Source organism: Anaerobutyricum soehngenii (genome assembly GCF_009697165.1).
In the GTDB taxonomy this organism is placed as follows: Bacteria; Bacillota; Clostridia; order Lachnospirales; family Lachnospiraceae; genus Anaerobutyricum; species Anaerobutyricum soehngenii.
In genome coordinates this window covers 285743-307383 of sequence record NZ_VULP01000001.1, presented here as the reverse complement: position 1 = coordinate 307383, position 21641 = coordinate 285743, and the positions used below count along the sequence as shown (strand labels likewise).

Genomic DNA, 21641 nt, shown 5'->3' with positions numbered 1-21641 from the left:
TTTTTTCCTCTTTCAATTTAATATTTTTATACTTCTTCCTTTACCCACGCAATCTTTCCGGCAAGTATTTCCGCAATCTTTGTTACAACTGGCTGCATAGCTGTAAGAGCCTCTTCTCTTGTCTTTCCGGAAGCAGTTACACGTATTAACACTCCATCTTCTTTTGCATATGTTGCAACAGTAGGATTCTCATTATCAAGAATATCACCTAATAAATCAGCTACCGGTGCTTCCCCAATTTCTTTTAATGGAAGTTCATCCGGCCCCTTACACTTGATATTGATTGATACAAATACCTGATCTGAAAGGCGATTAATAAAAAGATGACAACACTCTGAAAGAACCGCTTTCATTTCTTTTGGAGGTCCCGGCAGCATAACAATCGCCTTATCTCCCTGTGCCATAATAATTCCCGGAGCAAGTCCTGCCGGATTCGTAACTATAAGGGCACCTTCTGGAACTAATGCCTGCTTTTTCTGACTTTCTGTCATCTCACTAATTCCATAAGATTCTAATCTTTTTCTTACATGTTCATATGTCTGCTCATGAAAAACTAACTTCTTCCCAAAAAAAGAAGCTGCCACTTCTTTTGTAAGATCATCCTTTGTCGGTCCTAATCCACCAGTCATAATAATGAGATCAGCACGCTTTAAAGCAGTGTCCAATACATTCCACACACGTTCTTTATTATCTCCCACTACCGTCTGATAATATAAGTCTATTCCTATATGAGCAAGTTCTTTTGATATATGCTGTGCATTCGTATTTACGATATCTCCCAGCAGAAGTTCAGTTCCCACACATACAATTTCTGCAACCATCCTGCATCCTCCTAACCAATCTAAAAACTAATCTAAAATTCAATCTGAACTTTTCCATAAAAATGTGCAGCCATTTTTCTTATTTTTTTCATTATAACAGATTTTCTAAATATATTCACCTTTTATATGAATATTTTTACTTTTTTAAGTTCATCCTTTTATACAGATGCATTTTATTATACTCTAAGAATCTTTTTCATTGATTTTATATGCTTTCAAATTTTTTCACCCTGGGAGGATAGCGATGTTTTTAAACAAAGTTGAAATCTGCGGAGTAAATACTTCAGAGCTGCCACTTCTGTCCAATGAAGAAAAAGAAAATCTTTTTCTACGAATTGAACGTGGCGATAAAGCGGCTCGCGAAAAATATGTAAAAGGGAACCTTCGCCTCGTTTTAAGTGTCATTCAACGTTTTTCTAATAACCATGAACATGCTGATGATCTGTTTCAAGTTGGCTGTATCGGTCTTATGAAAGCGGTGGATAATTTCGACCGTAGTTTAGATGTTAAATTTTCCACTTATGCTGTACCCATGATTCTTGGAGAAGTAAGACGCTATCTTCGAGATAATAACAGCATACGGGTCAGCCGTTCTTTGCGGGACACCGCTTACAAAGCGATTTATGCAAAAGAACAGCTCACAAAATCTATGAATCGTACACCTACGATAGAAGAAATTGCAAAAGAAACAGATATTTCTGAAGAAGATATCATTTACGCTCTTGATGCTATTGCCACACCCATGTCTTTGTTTGAACCGGTCTATCAAGATGGAAACGATCCACTTTTTCTAATGGATCAAATCTGCGACAAAAAGAACAAAGAAGAAACCTGGGTAGAGCACCTTTCTCTTCAGGAAGCAATGAATCAACTTCCGGGCCGGGAATATCATATTATTAAAAAACGTTTTTTTGAAGGAAAAACCCAGACAGAAGTTGCAAACGAAATCAGTATATCGCAGGCGCAAGTCAGCCGCCTTGAAAAAAATGCACTGAAATCCATAAGAAATTTTATTGAAAAATATTAATTTGCTGGACTAAAGAGACGAAAAGCAAAAATTTGATATAAAAGAAAATGTGAAGATAGTCACTTCGTAGAAAATGCCTGACCGGCATTTTTACTAGCTCCGACATCACATTTTCTTTTATATCAAATTTCTGCTTTTCTGTTTTTTGGCTCCAGAAGGAAATTAGTATTTGGATTTGAGGAAGAATAAGGGGATTGCCCAGAAGGCTATGGTTTTCATTAGAAGGAACATCGCCCAAAGAAGACACTTTCTTATTTGGTTGTATAAAAATTACATTTACCTACTCTTACCTTATGAAAAATTTTTCTCTGGTTAGCTCACATCATCTTTTGGAGAATCCCCCTCTCTTTCCAACATAAATTACTAATTTGTTATAAAAAATAGACAGCCGCTGAAACAAAATTTTATGCTGAATTGAAGGAAACCTAATGATAAAGAAAAAAGAATTGTTATAAGTATTGTATTTTGTGACTTTGCGCTGTGGAATTCTGACCATAGGAACTTGGGACTCGTTTTTCCCAAGTTCCTGTTTTTCTGGGCAGAATGGAATGCTTAGCGCAATGGAACAAAATCTAACTTATAACAATTCTTTTTTCTTTAGAAGACTAACTACAATTCAGCTCAATATCTTCTACTAAAGCGGCGTCTGTATCCCCAGCAAATTAGTATTTTATTCCATTTTTATTATTTCTCTTTTTAGTCGATGGATTATTTTCTTTTCCAGTCTGGATATGTAAGATTGGGAGATTCCCAGCAGATCTGCTACTTCTTTCTGTGTTTTTTCTTCATTTCCGTCTCCGCCTATACCGAAACGTAACCGAATAATCAGTTTTTCTCTTTCTGATAATATTTCCATTGCTTTATTCAGCATTTTTCTATCTATCTCGTCTTCAATATCTTTTGAAATCACATCGTTGTCTGTTCCTAAGATGTCTGATAGTAAAAGTTCGTTCCCATCCCAGTCTACGTTTAATGGCTCATCGATGGATACTTCTAGTTTTGTTTTATTTGTTCTTCTGAGATACATGAGAATTTCGTTTTCTATGCAACGTGAGGCATAGGTTGCCAGTTTTATTTTTTTATCTAATTTAAAGGTATGGATTGCTTTGATCAGTCCGATTGTTCCAATTGAAATTAAATCTTCGACTCCGATTCCTGTATTTTCAAATTTCTTTGCTATGTAAACAACTAATCGTAAATTTCTTTCAATTAAAAGTGCTTTGGCTTCTTCACTTCGTTTTGTATCTAGCTGACTTAACACGTATGCTTCTTCTTCTGGTTCTAATGGCGGCGGAAGGATGTCTGTTCCTCCAATATAGTGTATTTCCCGCTGTGGATGAAATAGTGACTTCATATTATTTATCACTGTAAATCTTACTCTGTTTACTCCTGATGCATTTAATACAACTGCCATACTTTTGCCCTCCATCAAATGATATTTCGATTTTTTTCTCTTTCAAAAATATCGGCCGGAAGTAATATAGAAAATGTATTCTGTTCTACAAATTTTTCCGAACTGATACCAAGCATTCCTTTTGTTTTTACAAGCACCTCCTCATTTTTCAACACAACAATCTGTTCTGCCATGACTCCGGGCATTTTTGCATTTTTTTTGCCAACGGAGGAATACTGCAATATATACATCCCTTCTTGAAACTGTTTTGCCCACATTCTCCATGAAAGACTTTCCGATGAGTCTGTAAGAATTTTCTTTACTTCTTGCTGTTCTTTTGGCATTAATATTTCCCTTGCTTTTTCTTGTGTTATAATGCATACTCCCTGTCCGGTAATACGACTTGTTAAAAGATTTCCGGAATCATAAAACCCTCGACATGTTATTGTTTTTCCTTTTCTTGAAATCCGTATATCGTATATATTTTTCCGGGCTTCTTCTTCACGCTTTTCCTGTTTTTGTTTTCTTTTATATGCTAAAAGAATTCCTGATGATAAAAACAGTACAGCGATTGCTTTATACGCTTCTTTTATTGCTTTTACCTGGTCAATCTGTATATATGTAAGAAAAAAAGTGACACTTCCTCCCATCAAAAACAAGTAACATAAGAATACTGTTATTGTTTTTCTAAAAAGTGAAACAGAAGTAATTTTAAAAAATCGACAAATTAAAGCAAGGATACTACACCATTTAAGAATCCCTCTTGTAACTGGGGACATTCCTGTTGTTGTCCATTCCCAGATTACATAAGTCATTGAGAAAATAGCGGCTGCCTTTATTATTTGAGATTGTTTCTTTTCTGGAAATAAATCTCTTTTTATAAAGAACAGTATAATATAGTCTGCCACAAAGTTGTAACAAACCTGCAATAGAATCGGATGAATTTGCTTCATAGCATCTTTTACTGTTATGTGGTTAATTTATTATATAAATTTGCATAAAAAAATGAGGTCGAAATAATAAAGAAAAATTCTTTATTATTCGACCTCTGGCGACATTGTCTGCCTAAAAGAGGAAAACTCTTACTTATGTATTATCTTCTTTTCTGTAAGAATTCCGGAATCTTAATCTCCATGTCTCTGTTATCATAAGTTCGTGTTGTCTCATGATTCTCTGAAGTTCTGCTACTCTGCGCTGACTTAATTGCCTGTCCGCTATAAGTAGGTCCATTCCCTTCTACATTCTTATCTGCTGCTGGTTTTCGGTTCACTCTTACAGCAGATGCTCCCTTTCCGGAAACATCGTGGAGTCCTGTCGCAATGATTGTAATACTTACTTCATCATCTGGTACATCTTCGCTCTCTACATTACCAAAGATAATGTTCGCTTCGTCACCGGCAACTTCTGTGAGATAAGATACTGCTTCATAAACTTCCTGAATTCCAATATCACCAGAGAAGTTGATAATAATGTCGGTAGCTCCACTGACTGTGGTCTCAAGAAGAGGACTTTCCATGGCGCTCTTAATCGCATCAACTGCCTTATCTTCACCACTTCCAACACCAATTCCGATATGAGCAATTCCTTTATCACGCATTACTGTCTGGATATCTGCAAAATCCAAGTTGATAAGACCTGGCTTAAAGATTAAGTCTGTAATGCCCTGTACACCTTGCTGGAGTACTTCATCTGCTTTACAAAAAGCATCTTTAATAGATGTTCTCTTATCACAAATCTGCAACAGCTTATCATTAGGAATAATAATTAATGTATCTACATTCTCTTTAAGACGTTCGATTCCGCTGAGTGCATTATTCATACGAGGTTTACCCTCAAAAATAAATGGCTTTGTTACGACACCGACCGTAAGGATTCCCATGTCCTTTGCAATCTTCGCCACAACAGGTGCAGCACCGGTTCCGGTTCCACCACCCATACCGCAGGTAACGAATACCATATCTGCTTCTTTTACAAGTTCCGTAATCTCATCGCGGTTCTCATCTACTGCTGCTGCTCCGATTTCCGGCTTCGCACCAGCTCCCAGTCCCTTCGTCAGCTTCTCACCAATCTGTACTCTTGTAGGAGCTTTACATAAATCAAGAGCCTGTTTATCCGTATTAATTCCAATTAATTCCACACCCTCGATAGCTTCGTCAACCATTCGGTTAACTGCATTGTTACCGGCTCCACCAACACCGATAACTAGGATTTTAGCTTGTGCTAATTCTTCGTTTGACATAATTTCCAACAAGGTTTTACTCCTCCTTATTCTATGTAAATATATAAATTCGCAAATTTCAAGAATGCCCCGGCATTCTTGCTACGAGATGCGCATCATGCAATGCATGACATACTTCTTCTGTGCATCTCACATCTGATATAATTCACCCGATTTTAAAATGTATGTAGTTATATAATACGGTTTTTTATAGAAATAATCAACTAGAAAAATTGAATTTTTGCTTTTTTTTCTGACTTCTATCTAAATTTCCATAATTGCCTTGAGAAATCAGGAGAATGTTTACAGATACTTTGAATTATTTACTTCATATTCTTGAAAGTAATGATCGGCTTTTCATCTGTATACAACTGCATATCAATTGTTCCCTGTTTATAACTTGACGAAATTGTCTTTAATATAGATGGGATTTTTGATATTTTACCATCAAGATAGGAGGAACTTCCCAAATATATCTTGTACTTTGAGGAAATCAGTGTAATATCATCTTCTCCTTCAAAATGTATTTCAGAAACTGTCAGCTTGTACGTCGCAATCTTTTTCGTAATAGATACGATTGTATTAAAGTAACTTTCCTTTACCGGGACTTTATTTTCGAGTATTTTCTTTTTCAGCTTCATTTCATTAAACTTTACACCGGTAACAACCGGAACGCCGTTAAAAAGGGTATTCCTGCTCTCCATCGCAATTCCATTTTCGTTGAAGTAAACATATTGATTCATATATTGAAAAACGCCTGCCCGCAGCTTCTCTTTTACACGTACTTTAAGGATATGGCTGTCATCATAGTCCATAGATATCTTGTCGATAAACGGCAGGTAGGTTTGTCCAAATATCTGATTCTGCGCAATCATAAGAAGGGTGTTATTCACATACCCATCTTCTTTCATTGCATCCAGTATTTCTGTATTTGTATATGTATCATTCCCCTTTATTTCTACTTTTTGAATAGAAAAGTCTGTAAGCAGAAAATATATTCCCAATCCGATAATTACTACAAGAGCAACCAGAAGCAGGAGGAGATGTCTTTTTCTTGGATTATTGTCTGCAACCAGTTTTAAATTTCTCTCTTCCATCTTTCTATTTCTTTCCCCGTCTTTTTACTTTTTATTTTTTTATTTTTATATATCTGGATACAGAAAGTACCAAGCCCATCTCTAATAAAAGAAAGACCAGTGAACTTCCACCATAACTAATAAATGGAAGAGGAATTCCTGTATTTGGCATTGTATTTGTCGCAACAGCAATATTAATAAAAACCTGGATACCTATATGAGCAATCACACCTATCACAAGCATGGAGCCATAAAGATCCGGTGCATTAATCGCTATTACCATAAAACGCCAGAGCAAAGCAAAGAATAATGCCAGAACGCACAGCGCACCAAACAATCCCAGTTCTTCACAGATTACCGAAAAAATCATATCATTATTCGCTTCCGGAAGAAAACCAAGCTTTTGCATGCTCTGCCCAAGTCCTTTTCCAAAAAGGCCGCCAGACCCTATGGCATAAAGTCCCTGCATGGTCTGTTCCCCTTTATCAGAAGATGCCGGGTCCAGCCACACTGTAATACGTTCCATTCGATATCCCTGTGTAAGGATAAGTAAAACAGCTCCGGCTACACCAATTCCGATCAAACCAAGAAATGGCTTATATAATGGTGTTGCAACAAATATCATAATAAAGGAGATTGCAAGTAATATAATACAGGTACTTAAATTTTCAATACCTACGATGCCTACAATCGGAAGTACAAGAAGAAATGGCTCCAGAAGTCCCTTTCCTGTGCGCATCTGTCTCGCCCTGCTGCTTATATATGCAGCTAGAAACAAGTTCAACGTAATCTTTGCAAGCTCGGATGGCTGAAAACTGATCGGACCAAGTGGCAGCCATCGCTTTGAGCCATGACTTGCGGCTCCAATTACAAAAGTAAGAAGCAGTAAAGCAATTGTCCCACCGTAAACAGCCCATATAAACCACCATTTTTTCTTCCAGATATGATAATCCAGTCTGGAAATAATCATCATTCCTGCAATTCCGATCACTGCAAAAAATGCCTGTTTTTTCAACCAGTATGCTGTGTCATTATGTAGCAGACTTCCTTTGTAGGAACTGGTTGAATACAAGATGACCAGTCCAAACCCTACAAGAAAGAGTACCAGAAACAATATGGAATAATCTATGGCCTGCGCCCGCATCTTTTGACTTTCCCATGACTTTTTTTGCACAGCATTCACCCCTTAAACTTTCGGACGATCTCCTTAAATACTTTTCCTCTGACTTCATAGTTTTTAAACATGCCCCAGCTTGCACATGCCGGAGACAGTAATACTGCATCTCCCGGTCTTGCCTTTTCTCTTGCAATATCCATAGCTTCTTCAAAGGTCTCTGCAAAAATCACATTATGAAAACCATGTTTCTTTGCAGTATCCGCAATAGCCTGCGCTGTTGCTCCCATTACAATGAGATATCGTACTTTACCATGGAATGCATCAATCCATTCATCGTACGTAGACTTCTTATCATAACCGCCGCCTAATAAAATCGTTGGTTTTGTCATGGCAGAAATTCCCTTAATCGCAGCATCTGGGTTTGTTCCTTTGGAATCATTGTAATAATCTACTCCATCTACTGTATCGACATATTCTATACGATGTTCTACTGCAGTAAACTTCATAACTGCATCTCGGATTTTCTCTACTGGAACTCCCATATAATATGTTATGCCGATAGCTGCCAGAATATTTTCATGATTATGAGAACCAAGCAATTTAATTTCCGAAGTTGTACATACCGGCATTTCTTTGCCATTTTCTTTAATGATAAATGTATCATCTCTTAAAATAATACCTTCAGCAAGTTCCTCTAAACGACTAAACATTACCGGATGTGCCGTTGCTTTTTCTGCCATAGCTCTTGTAATCGGATCATCATAATTCAATACGATCACCTGATCTTTATTTTGTTTCTTAGAAATAGAAAACTTCGTATCTGCATACACTTCCATTGTTCCATGGCGATCAAGATGATCTGGCGTCACATTTAATACCGCACTGACTTCCGGCTGAAAATCAATTGTAGTCTCTAACTGGAAGCTGCTTATCTCTGCTGCGATCGCAGAATCTTCTGTTGTATCTAATGCTACAGAGGTAAATGGAATTCCGATATTTCCTACAACAAAAACAGATTGATAGTACTCACGTAAAATACTTCCTACTAAAGCCGTTGTTGTCGTCTTACCATTTGTTCCCGTAATCGCTGCAATCTTTCCTTTTGCAAAATGTGATGCTAACTCAATCTCTCCCCATACAGGTTTATTTTTTACATAAAATGCCTGTGCTACAGGCTGATGAATGGAAATTCCCGGACTTAAGATCAGCATATCATATTTGTCTGCTAATTCTTCTTTAAATTCGCCTAATTCAAAAGATACTTCCATTCCTTCCGGCAATTTTGCTGCAACTGCTGCCTGATCTAATGCTTCATTCCCATCATAGATTGCCGCTGGAATTCCTGCTTTTCCTAAAAGAGCTGCTGCGCCAATTCCACTGATTCCAGCTCCGGCAATGAGTATTTTCTTACTTTTTAAATCCATGTTAAACCTCCAAGTTTCTCTGTGTCTTTTCACTTTTCTATTGTCATATCTCGTATTTTTCAGATGCTATCCTTCTAAATTAGTACGCGAGCATACCGATCAGACATAATACTGCTGTTACAATTGAGAAAATAGAAACAACCTTTGTCTCCGGCCATCCTGATAACTCAAAATGATGGTGAATCGGCGCCATCTTGAAAATACGCTTCTTGGTCTTTTTATAGTAGGTTACCTGAATGATAACAGACAGTACCTCAATAAAATAAATAAATGCAACGATTGGAATAAATAGTGGGATCTTTAACATATATGCTGTAGATACGACAAATCCACCAAGCGCCAGAGAACCGGTATCTCCCATAAATACTTTAGCCGGATGTGTATTGAAGCATAAGAATCCCAGTAAGGCACCAATAACCGCACAGATTACCGGATGGATTCCTGCATTTGTTCCTACAGCGATTACTGTTAAAAATACAGCGATCAAAGTTGTCACGCTTGCGGCAAGGCCGTCAAGTCCATCTGTAAAGTTCGCTCCATTCACTGTTCCAAGCACAACAACGAATAACACCGGAATATATAAAATTCCGAGATGCCATTCTTTCCCTCCGGAAAACGGAAGAATCACGTCTGTTCCTAATCCAGAATGGTTCACCATATAAAATGCAAAAACAGCAGTAATGACAATCTGTCCAAGCATTTTCTGTGCCGGTGTCAGCCCGAGATTTCTCTTCATTACTACTTTGATATAATCATCAAGGAATCCAATCAGTCCGAATCCAAGAGTAACGAATAAAACAGGAATAATCCTTTTATAATCCGGGATATAAAAAGCACATCCTACTAAAATTCCGACAAGAAATAAAATTCCACCCATTGTAGGTGTTCCGGACTTCTTCAGATGAGATTCTGGTCCTTCTTCTCTGATAAACTGACCAAACTTCAGCTTATGTAAAAAGCTGATGAGTCCCGGTCCTAATATTAATGTAATAAAAAATGCAACTAATGCTGGTATTGCAATTGAATGATCCATAATTTAACCTCCATTTTATCTATTGTAGTTTAAGACATTCTTACACAGTATAATCCTCTTTTCACAGATTATCAAGATAGGGCAGGACATTTTGAAAAATTTCTGCCATGACCGGAGCCGCAATTACCCCGCCATAATAGACCCCCTGCGGTTCATCGATCAATACAAGTCCCAGAATCTTTGGAGAATCTGCCGGAGCAAATCCCAGGAAAGAGGAAATATACTTTCCGCTTCTCCGCGGAAGTTTTTCACTTGTTGCAGTCTTTCCTCCCACACGATATCCCTCAACCTGCCCGTTCTTCCCTGTTCCCTCCGCCACTACTGCTTCTAAAAGTTCTCTTAATGTCTGTGAAGTTTCTTCTGAAACTGCTCCCGGCTTTATAGGATATTCATACTGTGTTATTTCTTTCGTAATGCTGTCCTTCTTTTCCATTGCCAGATGCGGGGTTACAAGCTTTCCTCCATTAATTCCCGCACTTACTGCCCGAAGCAGCTGCAAAGGTGTAATCTGTATTGACTGCCCAAATGACATTGTGGCAAGTTCTACCGCGCCTATTTTACTAAGTTTATGCATAATGGAGTTTGCCTCTCCCGGAAGATCCACTCCTGTTCTTTCGTAAAGCCCCAGCTTCTGATAATACTTCAGCATATCTTTTGCCCCGACTCTTGCTCCGATTTCCATAAAAACCGGATTACAGGAATTCATAAATCCCTGCTGGAACGTTTCCGCTCCATGCCCCTGCGTTTTATGGCAGCGTATTTTTCTATCCTCCACAAGCTTAAATCCTGAGCAGAAAAAAGAATCCTGTAAAGTTACTTTTTTCTCCTCTAATGCTGCCGTAGCTGTTACGATTTTGAATGTTGATCCAGGCTCATAGGAATCGCTGATCACAGGATTTCTCCACATATTGTTTAACTTATCATTTTGAGTCTTTCCTTGCTCTTTATATTCTTCAATTAAAGTAAACGGTTCATTTAAATCATACTCTGGAAGGCTGACAAGAGCATAGATTTCTCCATTTTGTGGATTCATTAAAATAGCAGAGACTCTTTTGGCCTTTTTTGCTTTTAAAACTTTCTTCGCTGCCTGCTGTACATAACATTGTATATTATAATCAAGTGAAAGATACAGATCATCTCCACTTACCGGCTCGATTCGATCCTCCGCAAGGTTCTCCACTTCGATTCCCTGATAATCTGTCATCGTAAGTATCTTTCCATCTGTTCCTTTTAATGTAGAATCATATCGGGACTCTAACCCTAAAATACCCTGGTTATCTGCTCCTGCAAATCCCAGCACTTTAGATGCCAGTGTGCCAAATGGATAGTAGCGCTTATAATCTTCATCTACCTTGACCCCGGAAAGTCCCGCTTCCCGAATCTCATCTGCGATCGCTTTTGGTACATTACTTTTTATTTTTTCTCTTGATGATATCTTCTCTACCTTTTTTCTTACTTCTTTTTCAGAAATCGCAAGCTTTTGTGACAAAAGCCGAATTACTTTTTCCGGTTCTTTTATCTGATAGTAAATGACAGAAACAGAACATACTGCTTGATTATCCGCCAGCACTACTCCATTCCTGTCATAAACTTTCCCTCTTGCTGCCTTTATCGTTCGTTCTCTTTGCTCAATGCTTAATGCTCTTTTACTTAATTCTTCTGAGCGAAAAATGGTTAGATAGATCAATCGTCCGGTCAGAAGTAAAAATGCCAGGAAAAAGCATAAGAAAACAAGATTGTATTTTCTTTTCTGAAATAAATGAATCTCTATATCGCTCACCTCAGAAATAGTTTATTAATCAGTATACGCAAAAACTTATTCCTTAGTACTTGTTGCTGCTTTAATTCCAAGAACATTTACTATTTCTTCCATACAGGACTTCTCAAGTTCTACTGCTAAACCTGCATTCGCCTGGAATGATACATTCGGTTCATCAATCGTTACATAAACCAGTAACTCGGGCTTTTCTACCGGAGTAAATCCAATAAAAGAAACATAATAATCTTTTTTATTTCTTGGTATCTTTTCAGCGGTACCAGTCTTTCCTCCGATTGTATATCCTTCAATCTGCGCTTTCGTACCGGTTCCGTTCTCCACCGTTTGCTGCATATAGGAACGGATCGATGCTGATGTTTCTTCGGAAACGGTCTTTCTTAATACTTCTTTTCCAACATCTTTTACGACATCTCCACCATCATTCTGAATCTGTTTTACGATATGTGGCCGGTAATAATTCCCTCCATTAATGAGAGAACAAAAACCTGCTGCCATCTGCATCATCGTACAGTTGAAGTTCTGACCAAAAGCATTCGTTGCAAGCGTGACACTATTGGAATAATTCGAGGCATTATATACAAGATTCTTTGTTTCTGCCTCGCCTGGAAGATCAATTCCTGTGCTTCGTCCAAAGCCAAAAATATTCTGATAATTATAAAATGTTTCTGCACCTTCATTAAATGCGATATTCATCATAGCAACATTACAGGACTTGGCAACTGCATCTTTTAAAGTGATATTTCCATGTACATGAGAACATCCAATGTTACGCTTTCCGACCATAAGAGAACCTGTACAAAAATAACTTTCATTTCCGGTAAGTGCCCCACTTTCTAATCCTGTCGCCACAGTAAATGGCTTATAAGTAGATCCCGGCTCGTTTGTATCACTGATGATCGCATTTCTCCAGAGTTCATAGAACGCATCATAAATCGTCTTTTTCTTTTCTGTATCTTTATCTTCCTGTTCCGTTGTTTCTTCAGAGGATTCTTCTCCTGACTCCTCTTCTGAAGCTTCTTCTGCTTCTTTCTCTTGGGTATATGCTTTCATTTCATCAATCTCACTTTGAGAATATAAAGATAACAGCTTCTTCTCATCCATCGGTTCATTTAAATCATATGGATTTGAACTTGCCATTCCCAAAATCTCACCATTTTGTGGATTCATAACTAAAATATTTGTTACCTTACTTCCAATCTTACTGTCAAAATCATTTAACTTTTCTTCTATGATTTTCTGAATCTGCATATCAATCGTACTCACTACGGAGTTACCGTTCTTTGCTTCTTTTACAGTCTGTTCCTGATCTAACTCCTCATTAAAATAATAGTATGCACGTCCATTCACTCCATTAAGCTGTTCATTATAAGACTGTTCAATTCCCCAGTTTCCTACATTGCCTGAAGATGTAAAGCCTAAAATACGACAAGCAAGAGAATTATATGGATAAATTCTTTTATAATCTTCTTCAAAAGAAATCCCCTTTACTTGTCTGGCACTTTCAATCTTTTCCTTTTTAGCATCCGATACCCCTTTCGTGGAATCATCTGCCATATCAAGGAACTTCTGAAACTTTGCAACTTCATCGTAGGTCATATTCTTTTTATAAACTACATAATAGGAATCTTTATTCCCTTCGATTACTTTTTTTAAGTTCTTTTTACTAAATCCAAAGTATTCATGTAAAGCGTTAATTGTTGTCGCTTCATATTTCTTCTTCCGAAGCAGAATATTCTTTGGTTCTAATACCAGTGTATAAATCTTTTCATTTGTTGCCAGAATATTCCCATTTCTGTCATAAATCTTTCCACGCTCAAAAGGAATAACCGAGCTATCATGCTTTTGTTGTCCGAGTACCTTTGTCTCAAATTCACTGCCTTTGTTTACTGTCCAATATGTAAGCCTTACTGCCAAAATGAAAAAGAGGCAGATGATACCTATAAATACCAATATCAGCTTACCTCTCATCTGGTCAGTCAGGCGTTTGATCTTCTTTATTTTCTTCGCCACTTTACCACCTGCTTTTTACTTTCCTGAATTTACACTTTCATATTGTCTGAAATAATCATTAGACTCTCCTTTATAGAGGAGTATGTTTGAATCTTCCGGGTAGATCATATGTAAATTCTTTTCTGCATATTCTTTGATTTCATCTAAATTAATGGATTTATCAATCTCTGCTTTTATTGCATTCTGCTTGCTGAGTAATGTTGCCTTCTCTGTCTTTAAATCTGAAATCTGCTTTTCCATTACATTCAACTGTACGGTTCCATGCAGATAAAACATTGCCGCAGAAGCACATAAAACTACTGCGATTACAGCAATCAGCGTATACTTCCAGTCAAATGCCAGAAATCGGGCTGTATTCTTCTGAATTGCCGTTTCTGAATGAGCACTTACTGCCTTGCTTCGTTCCACTGCATATTCTGATTTACGAGCAGTATTCCCTGCACGCTTTGGACTGCCGGACTTTGTACTGCCTGCAGTTTCTCTGTCTAACTTTTTAACGTTACTTCCGTAAATATACTCGTAACGTTCTGATGTATCACGAAACGCCATATTCTAACCTCCAACCTTCATTCTTCACTCATAAAAAAGGAAATCTCTTCTCCTTTAAGTATGATGCATATTCTATTCCTTTGTAATTCTCCGCTCAAAAACACGAAGCTTTGCGCTTTTCGAACGACTGTTCTCCTCCAATTCTTCCCTTCCAGGCACAATCGGCTTTCTTGTGATTACCTTACCTTTTGATTCTCTTCCGCATACACATACCGGAAATTCCGGAGGACAGATACAAGGACGTTCACAGGTTCTAAAAATATTCTTTACAATGCGGTCTTCTAAAGAATGGAACGTAATGATCGCAATTCTTCCTTTATCATCTAAAATGTCGATCATATCTTCTAAATTATTCTTCAACACATCTAGTTCATGATTCAGTTCAATACGAATTGCCTGAAAAGTCTTCTTTGCCGGATGTCCACCTGTAGCACGTACCTTTTTCGGTATAGCCGCCTTTATAATCTCGATCAGCTGTCCTGTTGTTTCCACCGGTGCCTCCTGTCTTGCCGCAACGATATGCTTGGCAATATTCTTGGCAAACTTATCTTCTCCATAATTACGAATCATATGATACAGTTCCATCTCACTGTACTCATTCACAATGTCCCTTGCCGTCTTCGTCTGACGCTGATCCATACGCATATCCAGTGGAACATCTTCACGATATGTAAAACCACGCTCTGCATTATCAAGCTGATAAGAAGAAACTCCAAGATCAAGAAGAATCCCATCCACTTTGGAAATACCCAGTTCTTTAAGCACCTGACACATCTGTGCATAATTGCTTCTGACAATCGTTACTCGATCCTTATACGGTTCCAGCCGCTTTGTTGCCGCCGCAATCGCCTCTCCATCCTGGTCAATCCCAATCAGTCTGCCTTCCGGCCCCAGCCTTTTTGCAATTTCAGAAGAATGTCCTGCACCACCTAAAGTTCCATCTACATAAATTCCATTTGGCTTAATTGCTAGAGACTCAATGACTTCCTCTAGCATGATTGATTTATGAACAAATTCCATTTTTACCTCCGTATCCCATTTAAATTTTATTTTATATCATCAATGTCTGTAATGCAATATAAATATAGTGTTATTTTCAATGTTTTACCTGCAAAATTCTAAAGAAAAAGAACGATTGTCTATCAAAAAACAACCGTTCCCCTTTTTCTGTTATATGTACTCTCGGAATCTTTTTGTACTTGATTTTGTGAAAAAGACTCCGAGAGTACATTTATTTATTCTTATAACATTTAACTTATCTCATGAAATCTGTATAAACAGGAAGTACAATCTCCGGTTTATCATACATTACGATTTCTCCATCATGCATCCAGATAATCTGGTCACATAAATCTTCTAACGTAGACATACTGTGTGAAACAATAACTACCGTACGGTCTCTTTTAGAGATCAGCTCCTTCATCTTATTATAACTCTTCTTCTTAAACTTCTGGTCACCTACACTAAGCACCTCATCAATAAGCATAATCTCTGTTTCAAGAATCGCTGTAATTGAGAAAGCAAGCTTAGAATACATACCACTTGAATATGTTTTTACCGGCATATCAATAAAGTTGCCAATTCCAGCAAATTCTATGATTTCCGGCATCTTCTCCATAATGAAGTCTCTTGAGAATCCAAGGAGCATACCAGATAAAATAATATTCTCTCTTCCTGACAGTTCATTTTTAAAACCAACACCGATTGACAGAAGGGAAATGGTATGTCCATGAAGATCAATCTCTCCACTGTCTGCTGAAAAGATTCCGGCAATCGCCCGGAGCATCGTTGACTTTCCGCTACCGTTCTTTCCGGTAATTCCAAGAATCTGTCCTTCCGGAACTTCAAAAGAAACATTTCTTACCGCATGGAATATTTCCTGCTCAACTTTTTTTATTTTGAACAAGTTTTCTTTAATCGAACCTGTCTTTAAACTCTTATAATCAATGCATACATTTCTTACACTAATTGCACTGTTTCTATTCTCTTCCATTAAATCACCTTTACATAGCTGTTTTCGTTCTTATAAATCTTACGAATTCCCAACGCAGCAACAATTATACCGATAATAAACCATATAAAAAGCCACTTCACATCCGGTGCCTGACCATATAAAATGCACTTTCTAATACCACTTAACACAAGTGCCATCGGATTTCCTTTCATCAGGATTCCTGTATATTTCGCAGGTAATCTTTTCTCAATGTTATAAAAAATACCCGTCAAATAAAATACCATACGAAGAACAATATTCGTTACATTCGCTAAGTCCTGAATAAATACTCCGTAATGCATCAGATGTGTCATGCAGGCAAATGTCACTACAAACAACACGATAAATATCGGAATAACATATAATACATTCAACGTAATCGGTATCCTGAAATAAATAACCATGATCACGATAATCGCAAAAGAAAAAAGCATCTTATATCCATTAAAAAACATCTTGGATATGAGTAAAATAAACTTTGGTATATATACCTTCGTTACAATAGACTTATTATTCTTTAAAAGCTTTACACTCTGTGTCAGACATCGGTTGAAAAAATCCCAGGCGGTAATACCAAGGAAGATAAATACCGGGAAATACTGTTCGCTTGCATTAAACACAACGCCAAAAATAAACGCATAAATCAGCATAAAGCAGAATGGTTCTAACACCCACCAAATCCAGTTCAGGTAGGAATTGGCAACCTCTGATTTTAATTCTGACTTTGCAGAATAAATGGCGTAGCGATAGTGACTCTTTAAATCCTTCCAAAATCGCTTCATAACATCCTCCAGCCCATTGGCTTTTTGCTTATTTTTTGTAAAAACCTAAGGAATTATAGCATAAACAGGCGACTTTAGCAAGCCTTACTCTTTCTATGCCCAAGAACCATCCCAATCAGTCCTCCAACAAAAATACAAATACATACAACCTGTGTAACTGCTATTCCCGTATGACCGATAAGCAGCTGATCTACTCGAAGTCCCTCAATAAAGAAACGTCCCAATCCATATCCCATCAGATAAATACATAAAAGTTCTCCATCAAACTTCTTATGTTTCCGATAAATAAAGATAAAAAGCAACAGAAGAAGATTCCACATTCCTTCATAAAGAAAAGTAGGATGTACCTGAATATAAGACAGCTTCTCCCCATGAACAGTAAGTGTAACAAGATGCTTAAGGATTCCTGAACTCTCAAGTTCTGACACCCTGCCATACTGTTCAAAATACTTTAGCGGAATCTGCATAGCAAGTGGTCCGTTGGTATAACCTCCAAAAGCTTCTCTATTGAAAAAGTTTCCCCATCGTCCCATAATTTGACCGATAAGCAGTCCCATTGTCAGCGTATCAAGCATTAAAAGCGCACTCTGCTTTTTTGCTTTTGCAAAGAGAAAAAGGACAAGAACCGCCATAGCCACGCCTCCTACAATTCCAAGTCCTCCATGTCTTAAATTAAATATCTCCGGAATATTGTCTTTATAAGAATCCCATGAAAATACAACATAATAAATTCTTGCACCAATAATCGCCGGAATCATCATAACAAGCAGGTAATCCATGTAAATTTCCGAATTCTGCCCTGTTCTTTTTGCCTCCTGTTGCGCCACCCACAAACCGACAAGAAATCCGCATGCAATGATAATTCCGTAAAACATAATCTGAAAATCCCCTATGGAGATATATCTTCCCACATGGGAAAGAACAATTCCAAGATGCGGAAATCGAATATCTGTGTACTGCATAACTTCCGTTCACTAACCTCCTGTTCTTATTAATGTACTCTCGGAGTCTTTCTTGGAGTACATATTATTTTATTTATTATATCCCTCCCAAAGAAATTTTTCAATTTAATTCACCGGAGAGAAAGGAAAAAAGAATTTCACCGAATTCTATAGTAAAACTTCTGTCTTTTTCTTGCTTTCTATGTTAGAATAATAGATTGAAATTATGAATTTAAGATGTACTCCTAAAGACTTCCATTCTTGATTTCCAGATTTTCTAAAATGTACTGGCAGAATTTTTGATGTGTACGTAATACTCACATTAATGGGATTTGAGAATAGGAAAAGCTACAGGAGTACATAAAACAACATAGGAGGAATTTTTATGAAATTAGGTATTGTTGGCCTTCCTAACGTTGGAAAGAGTACATTATTTAACTCTCTGACAAAGGCTGGAGCAGAGTCTGCCAATTATCCATTCTGTACTATAGATCCGAATATTGGTATTGTTGCCGTTCCGGATCAGCGTCTTAAAGTACTGTCTGATATGTATGATTCTGCAAAGATTGTTCCGGCTACAATTGAATTTGTTGATATCGCCGGACTTGTAAAAGGTGCTTCTAAAGGAGAGGGTCTTGGAAACCAGTTCCTTGCAAATATTCGTGAAGTAGATGCGATCGTTCATGTGGTACGTTGTTTTGAAGACAGTAATGTTATTCATGTTGATGGAAGTGTCGATCCTCTTCGTGATATCGAAACAATTAACTTTGAGTTGATTTTCTCTGATATCGAAGTATTAGACCGCCGTATTTCCAAGTCCGCACGAGCAGCTCATAATGATAAGAAGATTGCTGCAGAAGTAGAATTTTTAAAGAAAGTAAAAGCACATCTTGAAGATGGACAGCTTGCTAAAACATTTGTTACTGAAGATGAAGACGAGCAGGCATTATTAAGCGAATGTAATCTTCTTACAGATAAACCTGTTATCTTTGCGGCTAATGTTTCTGAAGATGATCTGGCAGATGATGGTGCAGAAAATCCTTTTGTACAAAAAGTCAGAGAATATGCGAAGGGCTGTGAAGCAGAAGTATTTGTTGTATGTGCTCAGATCGAGCAGGAAATTGCAGAACTTGACGATGATGAAAAGGCAATGTTCCTTGAAGATCTCGGCTTAAAAGAGTCTGGACTTGAAAAGCTCATCAAGGCAAGCTATTCTCTGCTTGGTCTTATCTCTTATCTTACTGCCGGTCCGATCGAATCAAAGGCATGGACAATCACTCGTGGTACAAAAGCTCCACAGGCAGCCGGAAAAATCCATTCTGATTTTGAACGTGGATTTATCAAAGCTGATGTTATCAGTTATCAGGATTTAATTGAAAATGGAAGCATGACTGCTGCAAGAGAAAAGGGTCTTGTACGTTCTGAGGGAAAAGAATATGTCATGCAAGACGGAGACGTTGTATTATTTAAATTTAATGTATAAAATGATGTCAGTGTCAAAACAGCATTAAAAAAGGAAATCTTACTTGGACAAATACCTAAGTAAGATTTCCTTTTTTCTTTTCTCTTTTCTTTACCGGATTATCACTTTTCCTTTAAATCCGGCTTTTTTGACCTGATTTTTTACATTTTTACTCTTTACATATACTTTACATTTTTTCGGAAGACTCTTTAAATTACTCTTCTTTAAATTTACTGCATTGATATATATTTTTTTAAGATAGCAGTTTTTCTTTCCTCCGAAGTTTCCGCGAATCGTCTGAATTCTTTTTGGAAGCTTGACTGTTTTTAACTTTTTACACTTATTAAACATTGCATAGTCTAATTCACTGATTGATCTGCTAAAGCGGATTGACTGGAGGTTCTCCATGTCTCCAAACGCTTCTTCTCCGATTTCTTTTACAGAATCCGGAAGATAAATACTCTTAATACTGTCATTTTTGTAAAAAGCACCATCTTCTATTTCTTTTACAGACTTCTTTACTTTATACTTTGTTTTTGTGCTTGCTACACTATAAAGAACTTTTCCATTCTTTGAGTAAATGTCATTATTGATTACTTTTAAATACGGATTAGCAGAAGATGCTGTAATCTTTACTTTTGGGCACTTTCTCACCGTTGGCCAGTATTTTACTTTTTTAGGAATGTAGAGGCTCTGAAGCTGTGGGCAATCATAAAATTCTGTTCCGGAAACTCCTGCCGGGTCTTCAAAAATAATTGTTTTAAGCTTCTGATAGTGGCATGCTGGTTCAGAAACACGAACGCCTTTTGCAATAGTGATTTTTTCAAGTACGGCCTGATAAGAACCAGCTGCTGGTTTATATGTACGACTTGTCTCTTCTTTCCAGTCCTGCTCCCAGTCATCCCAGCTAAAGAAAGTTACTTTATAAGTATCTCCCTGATAGGAAACTTTATTTGGAATTGTTACCTCGCTCTTTCCCTGTGTTACATTCAGACTGGCTTCACATTCACCTGTCATTCGGTTTATTTCGTAATTGACTCCATTGATCTCAACCCATTTTGACTTTGCCTCTACTTTGGAAAAAGGGAAAGCTGTTGTTGCAAGTAATGCAGACAGCAGACAGGCAGAAATTGCTTTTAGTTGTTTTTTCATTATTTTTTTCCTCCTGTAAATATCATGTACTTTCAAAACTTTCACAGGGGTTATTATAGCACAATTTTTTCTAAAAACAACGCCTTTTTACACTGTCTTTTCTAATCTGTTGTTCTCATAACGATAAGATATCCACTTTGTAATCGTAAAGTAGCTTCCTTCTCCACAATTTCGTTGCTGACACCGATGCTTTCTTTGTTATAAAGGGCTGCCTGATGTAAAAGATAAGAAAATCCCTCTTCATCAATGCCTGTTACCTCTGGTGAAAATGCAATAATAGAGAAGTATTCTTTCTTTTGCTCTGTTTCGCTGCCTTTCCGATGATATTTTTTCTTATATTTTTTCTCGGCCGGACCACGAAGGATTTCTATTTCATTATGGGCATCAACAATCTGTGCGTCGATTCCTTCATCACGTAATAATGCCAGCAGACTGATATTGGCAAGTGTATGATCATATCTTGTTCCCGTTGCTCCTAAAATGGTTACTTCTTCTGCTTTTAGGTCTATTGCATACTTCACTGCAAGATGTGTATCGGTATAATCTTTTCGTGTTGGAAATTCACGTAAGGGTATTCCTTTTTGTCTGTAGTATTCTAACAATTCTAAATTTCTAAGGCTATCAAAATCTCCAAGGATATCTGTTGGTTCTATTCCAATCTCTTTGCAGTGTGCAAGACCGGAATCTGCCGCAACAATATGGTCATACTGTCTTTCTCTTAAATATTCTTTGGCAAAATCCACATCTATGCTTCCACCACTTACAATTAAAATACTCTTCTTTTTCTTCATCCCTCGATATTCCTTTCTGACTTTCTGTTCTTACAGAGTCACTGTTTTCCTCTTCTTTGAAATTCATATTGATAG

The 21641-nt window shown here is 37.3% G+C and carries 19 protein-coding genes; 2 read left to right on the top strand and 17 right to left on the bottom strand.

Annotated elements, in window-relative coordinates:
- Positions 1-26: 26 nt before the first annotated feature.
- Positions 27-821, bottom strand: coding sequence for a competence/damage-inducible protein A (locus FYJ25_RS01350; RefSeq protein WP_021906400.1), 795 nt, complete (start codon positions 819-821; stop codon positions 27-29).
- A 244-nt stretch (positions 822-1065) separates the two neighbouring features.
- Between FYJ25_RS01350 and sigG the strand changes: the two genes are divergently transcribed.
- Positions 1066-1848 carry an RNA polymerase sporulation sigma factor SigG gene (gene sigG / locus FYJ25_RS01345; RefSeq protein WP_021906401.1) on the top strand — a complete coding sequence of 261 codons (783 nt, stop codon included), beginning with the start codon at positions 1066-1068 and terminating at the stop codon, positions 1846-1848.
- A 670-nt stretch (positions 1849-2518) separates the two neighbouring features.
- Here the strand turns inward: sigG and sigE are convergent.
- From sigE to lgt, 14 genes are all read right to left on the bottom strand, one after another.
- Positions 2519-3262, bottom strand: a complete 744-nt coding sequence (gene sigE, locus FYJ25_RS01340) for an RNA polymerase sporulation sigma factor SigE (protein WP_021907986.1) — start codon at positions 3260-3262, stop codon at positions 2519-2521.
- 14 nt (positions 3263-3276) lie between these two features.
- Positions 3277-4194, bottom strand: coding sequence for a sigma-E processing peptidase SpoIIGA (locus FYJ25_RS01335; RefSeq protein WP_154580341.1), 918 nt, complete (start codon positions 4192-4194; stop codon positions 3277-3279).
- Between the two features lie 140 nt (positions 4195-4334).
- A complete protein-coding gene (ftsZ, locus tag FYJ25_RS01330; RefSeq protein ID WP_334293556.1) occupies positions 4335-5480 on the bottom strand; it encodes a cell division protein FtsZ in 1146 nt (381 codons plus the stop codon).
- Between the two features lie 302 nt (positions 5481-5782).
- A complete protein-coding gene (locus FYJ25_RS01325) occupies positions 5783-6556 on the bottom strand; it encodes a cell division protein FtsQ/DivIB (RefSeq protein WP_154580340.1) in 774 nt (257 codons plus the stop codon).
- Between the two features lie 31 nt (positions 6557-6587).
- Positions 6588-7718 (bottom strand): FtsW/RodA/SpoVE family cell cycle protein, encoded by a 1131-nt coding sequence (locus FYJ25_RS01320; RefSeq protein ID WP_227082887.1) that lies wholly within the window; start codon positions 7716-7718, stop codon positions 6588-6590.
- Entirely contained in the window at positions 7715-9076 is a 1362-nt protein-coding gene (gene murD, locus FYJ25_RS01315; RefSeq protein ID WP_096239296.1) for a UDP-N-acetylmuramoyl-L-alanine--D-glutamate ligase, read from the bottom strand. Before murD ends, FYJ25_RS01320 begins: the two co-directional genes overlap by 4 nt.
- Before the next feature lie 79 nt (positions 9077-9155).
- Positions 9156-10109 carry a phospho-N-acetylmuramoyl-pentapeptide-transferase gene (gene mraY / locus FYJ25_RS01310; RefSeq protein WP_021907992.1) on the bottom strand — a complete coding sequence of 318 codons (954 nt, stop codon included), beginning with the start codon at positions 10107-10109 and terminating at the stop codon, positions 9156-9158.
- A 61-nt stretch (positions 10110-10170) separates the two neighbouring features.
- Entirely contained in the window at positions 10171-11889 is a 1719-nt protein-coding gene (locus FYJ25_RS01305) for a peptidoglycan D,D-transpeptidase FtsI family protein (protein ID WP_330578218.1), read from the bottom strand.
- 36 nt (positions 11890-11925) lie between these two features.
- Complete coding sequence (locus tag FYJ25_RS01300; RefSeq protein WP_330578217.1) at positions 11926-13896, bottom strand: peptidoglycan D,D-transpeptidase FtsI family protein; 1971 nt, start codon at positions 13894-13896, stop codon at positions 11926-11928.
- Between the two features lie 15 nt (positions 13897-13911).
- Positions 13912-14445 carry an FtsB family cell division protein gene (locus FYJ25_RS01295; RefSeq protein ID WP_147607601.1) on the bottom strand — a complete coding sequence of 178 codons (534 nt, stop codon included), beginning with the start codon at positions 14443-14445 and terminating at the stop codon, positions 13912-13914.
- Positions 14446-14517: 72 nt separating this feature from the next.
- Positions 14518-15465 carry a 16S rRNA (cytosine(1402)-N(4))-methyltransferase RsmH gene (gene rsmH, locus FYJ25_RS01290; protein ID WP_154580339.1) on the bottom strand — a complete coding sequence of 316 codons (948 nt, stop codon included), beginning with the start codon at positions 15463-15465 and terminating at the stop codon, positions 14518-14520.
- A gap of 235 nt (positions 15466-15700) precedes the next feature.
- The gene (locus FYJ25_RS01285) at positions 15701-16438 is read right to left on the bottom strand and encodes an ABC transporter ATP-binding protein (protein ID WP_021907997.1); all 738 of its coding nucleotides are present in this window, start codon (positions 16436-16438) and stop codon (positions 15701-15703) included.
- On the bottom strand, positions 16438-17220 hold the full coding sequence (locus tag FYJ25_RS01280) for an ABC transporter permease (RefSeq protein ID WP_096239291.1): 783 nt from the start codon (positions 17218-17220) through the stop codon (positions 16438-16440). Before FYJ25_RS01280 ends, FYJ25_RS01285 begins: the two co-directional genes overlap by 1 nt.
- A gap of 74 nt (positions 17221-17294) precedes the next feature.
- Positions 17295-18182, bottom strand: a complete 888-nt coding sequence (gene lgt, locus FYJ25_RS01275; protein ID WP_096239290.1) for a prolipoprotein diacylglyceryl transferase — start codon at positions 18180-18182, stop codon at positions 17295-17297.
- Between the two features lie 364 nt (positions 18183-18546).
- On the opposite strand from lgt, the gene ychF reads away from it, so the two are divergent.
- Positions 18547-19644, top strand: coding sequence for a redox-regulated ATPase YchF (ychF, locus tag FYJ25_RS01270; RefSeq protein WP_021908005.1), 1098 nt, complete (start codon positions 18547-18549; stop codon positions 19642-19644).
- Between the two features lie 90 nt (positions 19645-19734).
- On the opposite strand, the gene FYJ25_RS01265 is transcribed toward ychF, so the two are convergent.
- Positions 19735-20775 (bottom strand): leucine-rich repeat domain-containing protein, encoded by a 1041-nt coding sequence (locus FYJ25_RS01265; RefSeq protein ID WP_154580338.1) that lies wholly within the window; start codon positions 20773-20775, stop codon positions 19735-19737.
- Between the two features lie 101 nt (positions 20776-20876).
- Positions 20877-21566, bottom strand: a complete 690-nt coding sequence (locus FYJ25_RS01260; protein WP_154580337.1) for a thiamine diphosphokinase — start codon at positions 21564-21566, stop codon at positions 20877-20879.
- Between the last annotated feature and the right edge of the window lie 75 nt (positions 21567-21641).

What these genes read in the sequence shown, in the direction of transcription:
- FYJ25_RS01350 (WP_021906400.1), bottom strand. Translation starts at nt 821, where the DNA reads ATGGTTGCAGAAATTGTATGTGTGGGAACTGAACTTCTGCTGGGAGAT.
- FYJ25_RS01285 (WP_021907997.1), bottom strand. Translation starts at nt 16,438, where the DNA reads ATGGAAGAGAATAGAAACAGTGCAATTAGTGTAAGAAATGTATGCATT.
- rsmH (WP_154580339.1), bottom strand. Translation starts at nt 15,465, where the DNA reads ATGGAATTTGTTCATAAATCAATCATGCTAGAGGAAGTCATTGAGTCT.
- mraY (WP_021907992.1), bottom strand. Translation starts at nt 10,109, where the DNA reads ATGGATCATTCAATTGCAATACCAGCATTAGTTGCATTTTTTATTACA.
- FYJ25_RS01260 (WP_154580337.1), bottom strand. Translation starts at nt 21,566, where the DNA reads ATGAAGAAAAAGAAGAGTATTTTAATTGTAAGTGGTGGAAGCATAGAT.
- FYJ25_RS01280 (WP_096239291.1), bottom strand. Translation starts at nt 17,220, where the DNA reads ATGAAGCGATTTTGGAAGGATTTAAAGAGTCACTATCGCTACGCCATT.
- lgt (WP_096239290.1), bottom strand. Translation starts at nt 18,182, where the DNA reads ATGCAGTACACAGATATTCGATTTCCGCATCTTGGAATTGTTCTTTCC.
- FYJ25_RS01325 (WP_154580340.1), bottom strand. Translation starts at nt 6,556, where the DNA reads ATGGAAGAGAGAAATTTAAAACTGGTTGCAGACAATAATCCAAGAAAA.
- ftsZ (WP_334293556.1), bottom strand. Translation starts at nt 5,480, where the DNA reads ATGTCAAACGAAGAATTAGCACAAGCTAAAATCCTAGTTATCGGTGTT.
- murD (WP_096239296.1), bottom strand. Translation starts at nt 9,076, where the DNA reads ATGGATTTAAAAAGTAAGAAAATACTCATTGCCGGAGCTGGAATCAGT.
- FYJ25_RS01335 (WP_154580341.1), bottom strand. Translation starts at nt 4,194, where the DNA reads ATGAAGCAAATTCATCCGATTCTATTGCAGGTTTGTTACAACTTTGTG.
- ychF (WP_021908005.1), top strand. Translation starts at nt 18,547, where the DNA reads ATGAAATTAGGTATTGTTGGCCTTCCTAACGTTGGAAAGAGTACATTA.
- FYJ25_RS01295 (WP_147607601.1), bottom strand. Translation starts at nt 14,445, where the DNA reads ATGGCGTTTCGTGATACATCAGAACGTTACGAGTATATTTACGGAAGT.
- sigE (WP_021907986.1), bottom strand. Translation starts at nt 3,262, where the DNA reads ATGGCAGTTGTATTAAATGCATCAGGAGTAAACAGAGTAAGATTTACA.
- sigG (WP_021906401.1), top strand. Translation starts at nt 1,066, where the DNA reads ATGTTTTTAAACAAAGTTGAAATCTGCGGAGTAAATACTTCAGAGCTG.
- FYJ25_RS01265 (WP_154580338.1), bottom strand. Translation starts at nt 20,775, where the DNA reads ATGAAAAAACAACTAAAAGCAATTTCTGCCTGTCTGCTGTCTGCATTA.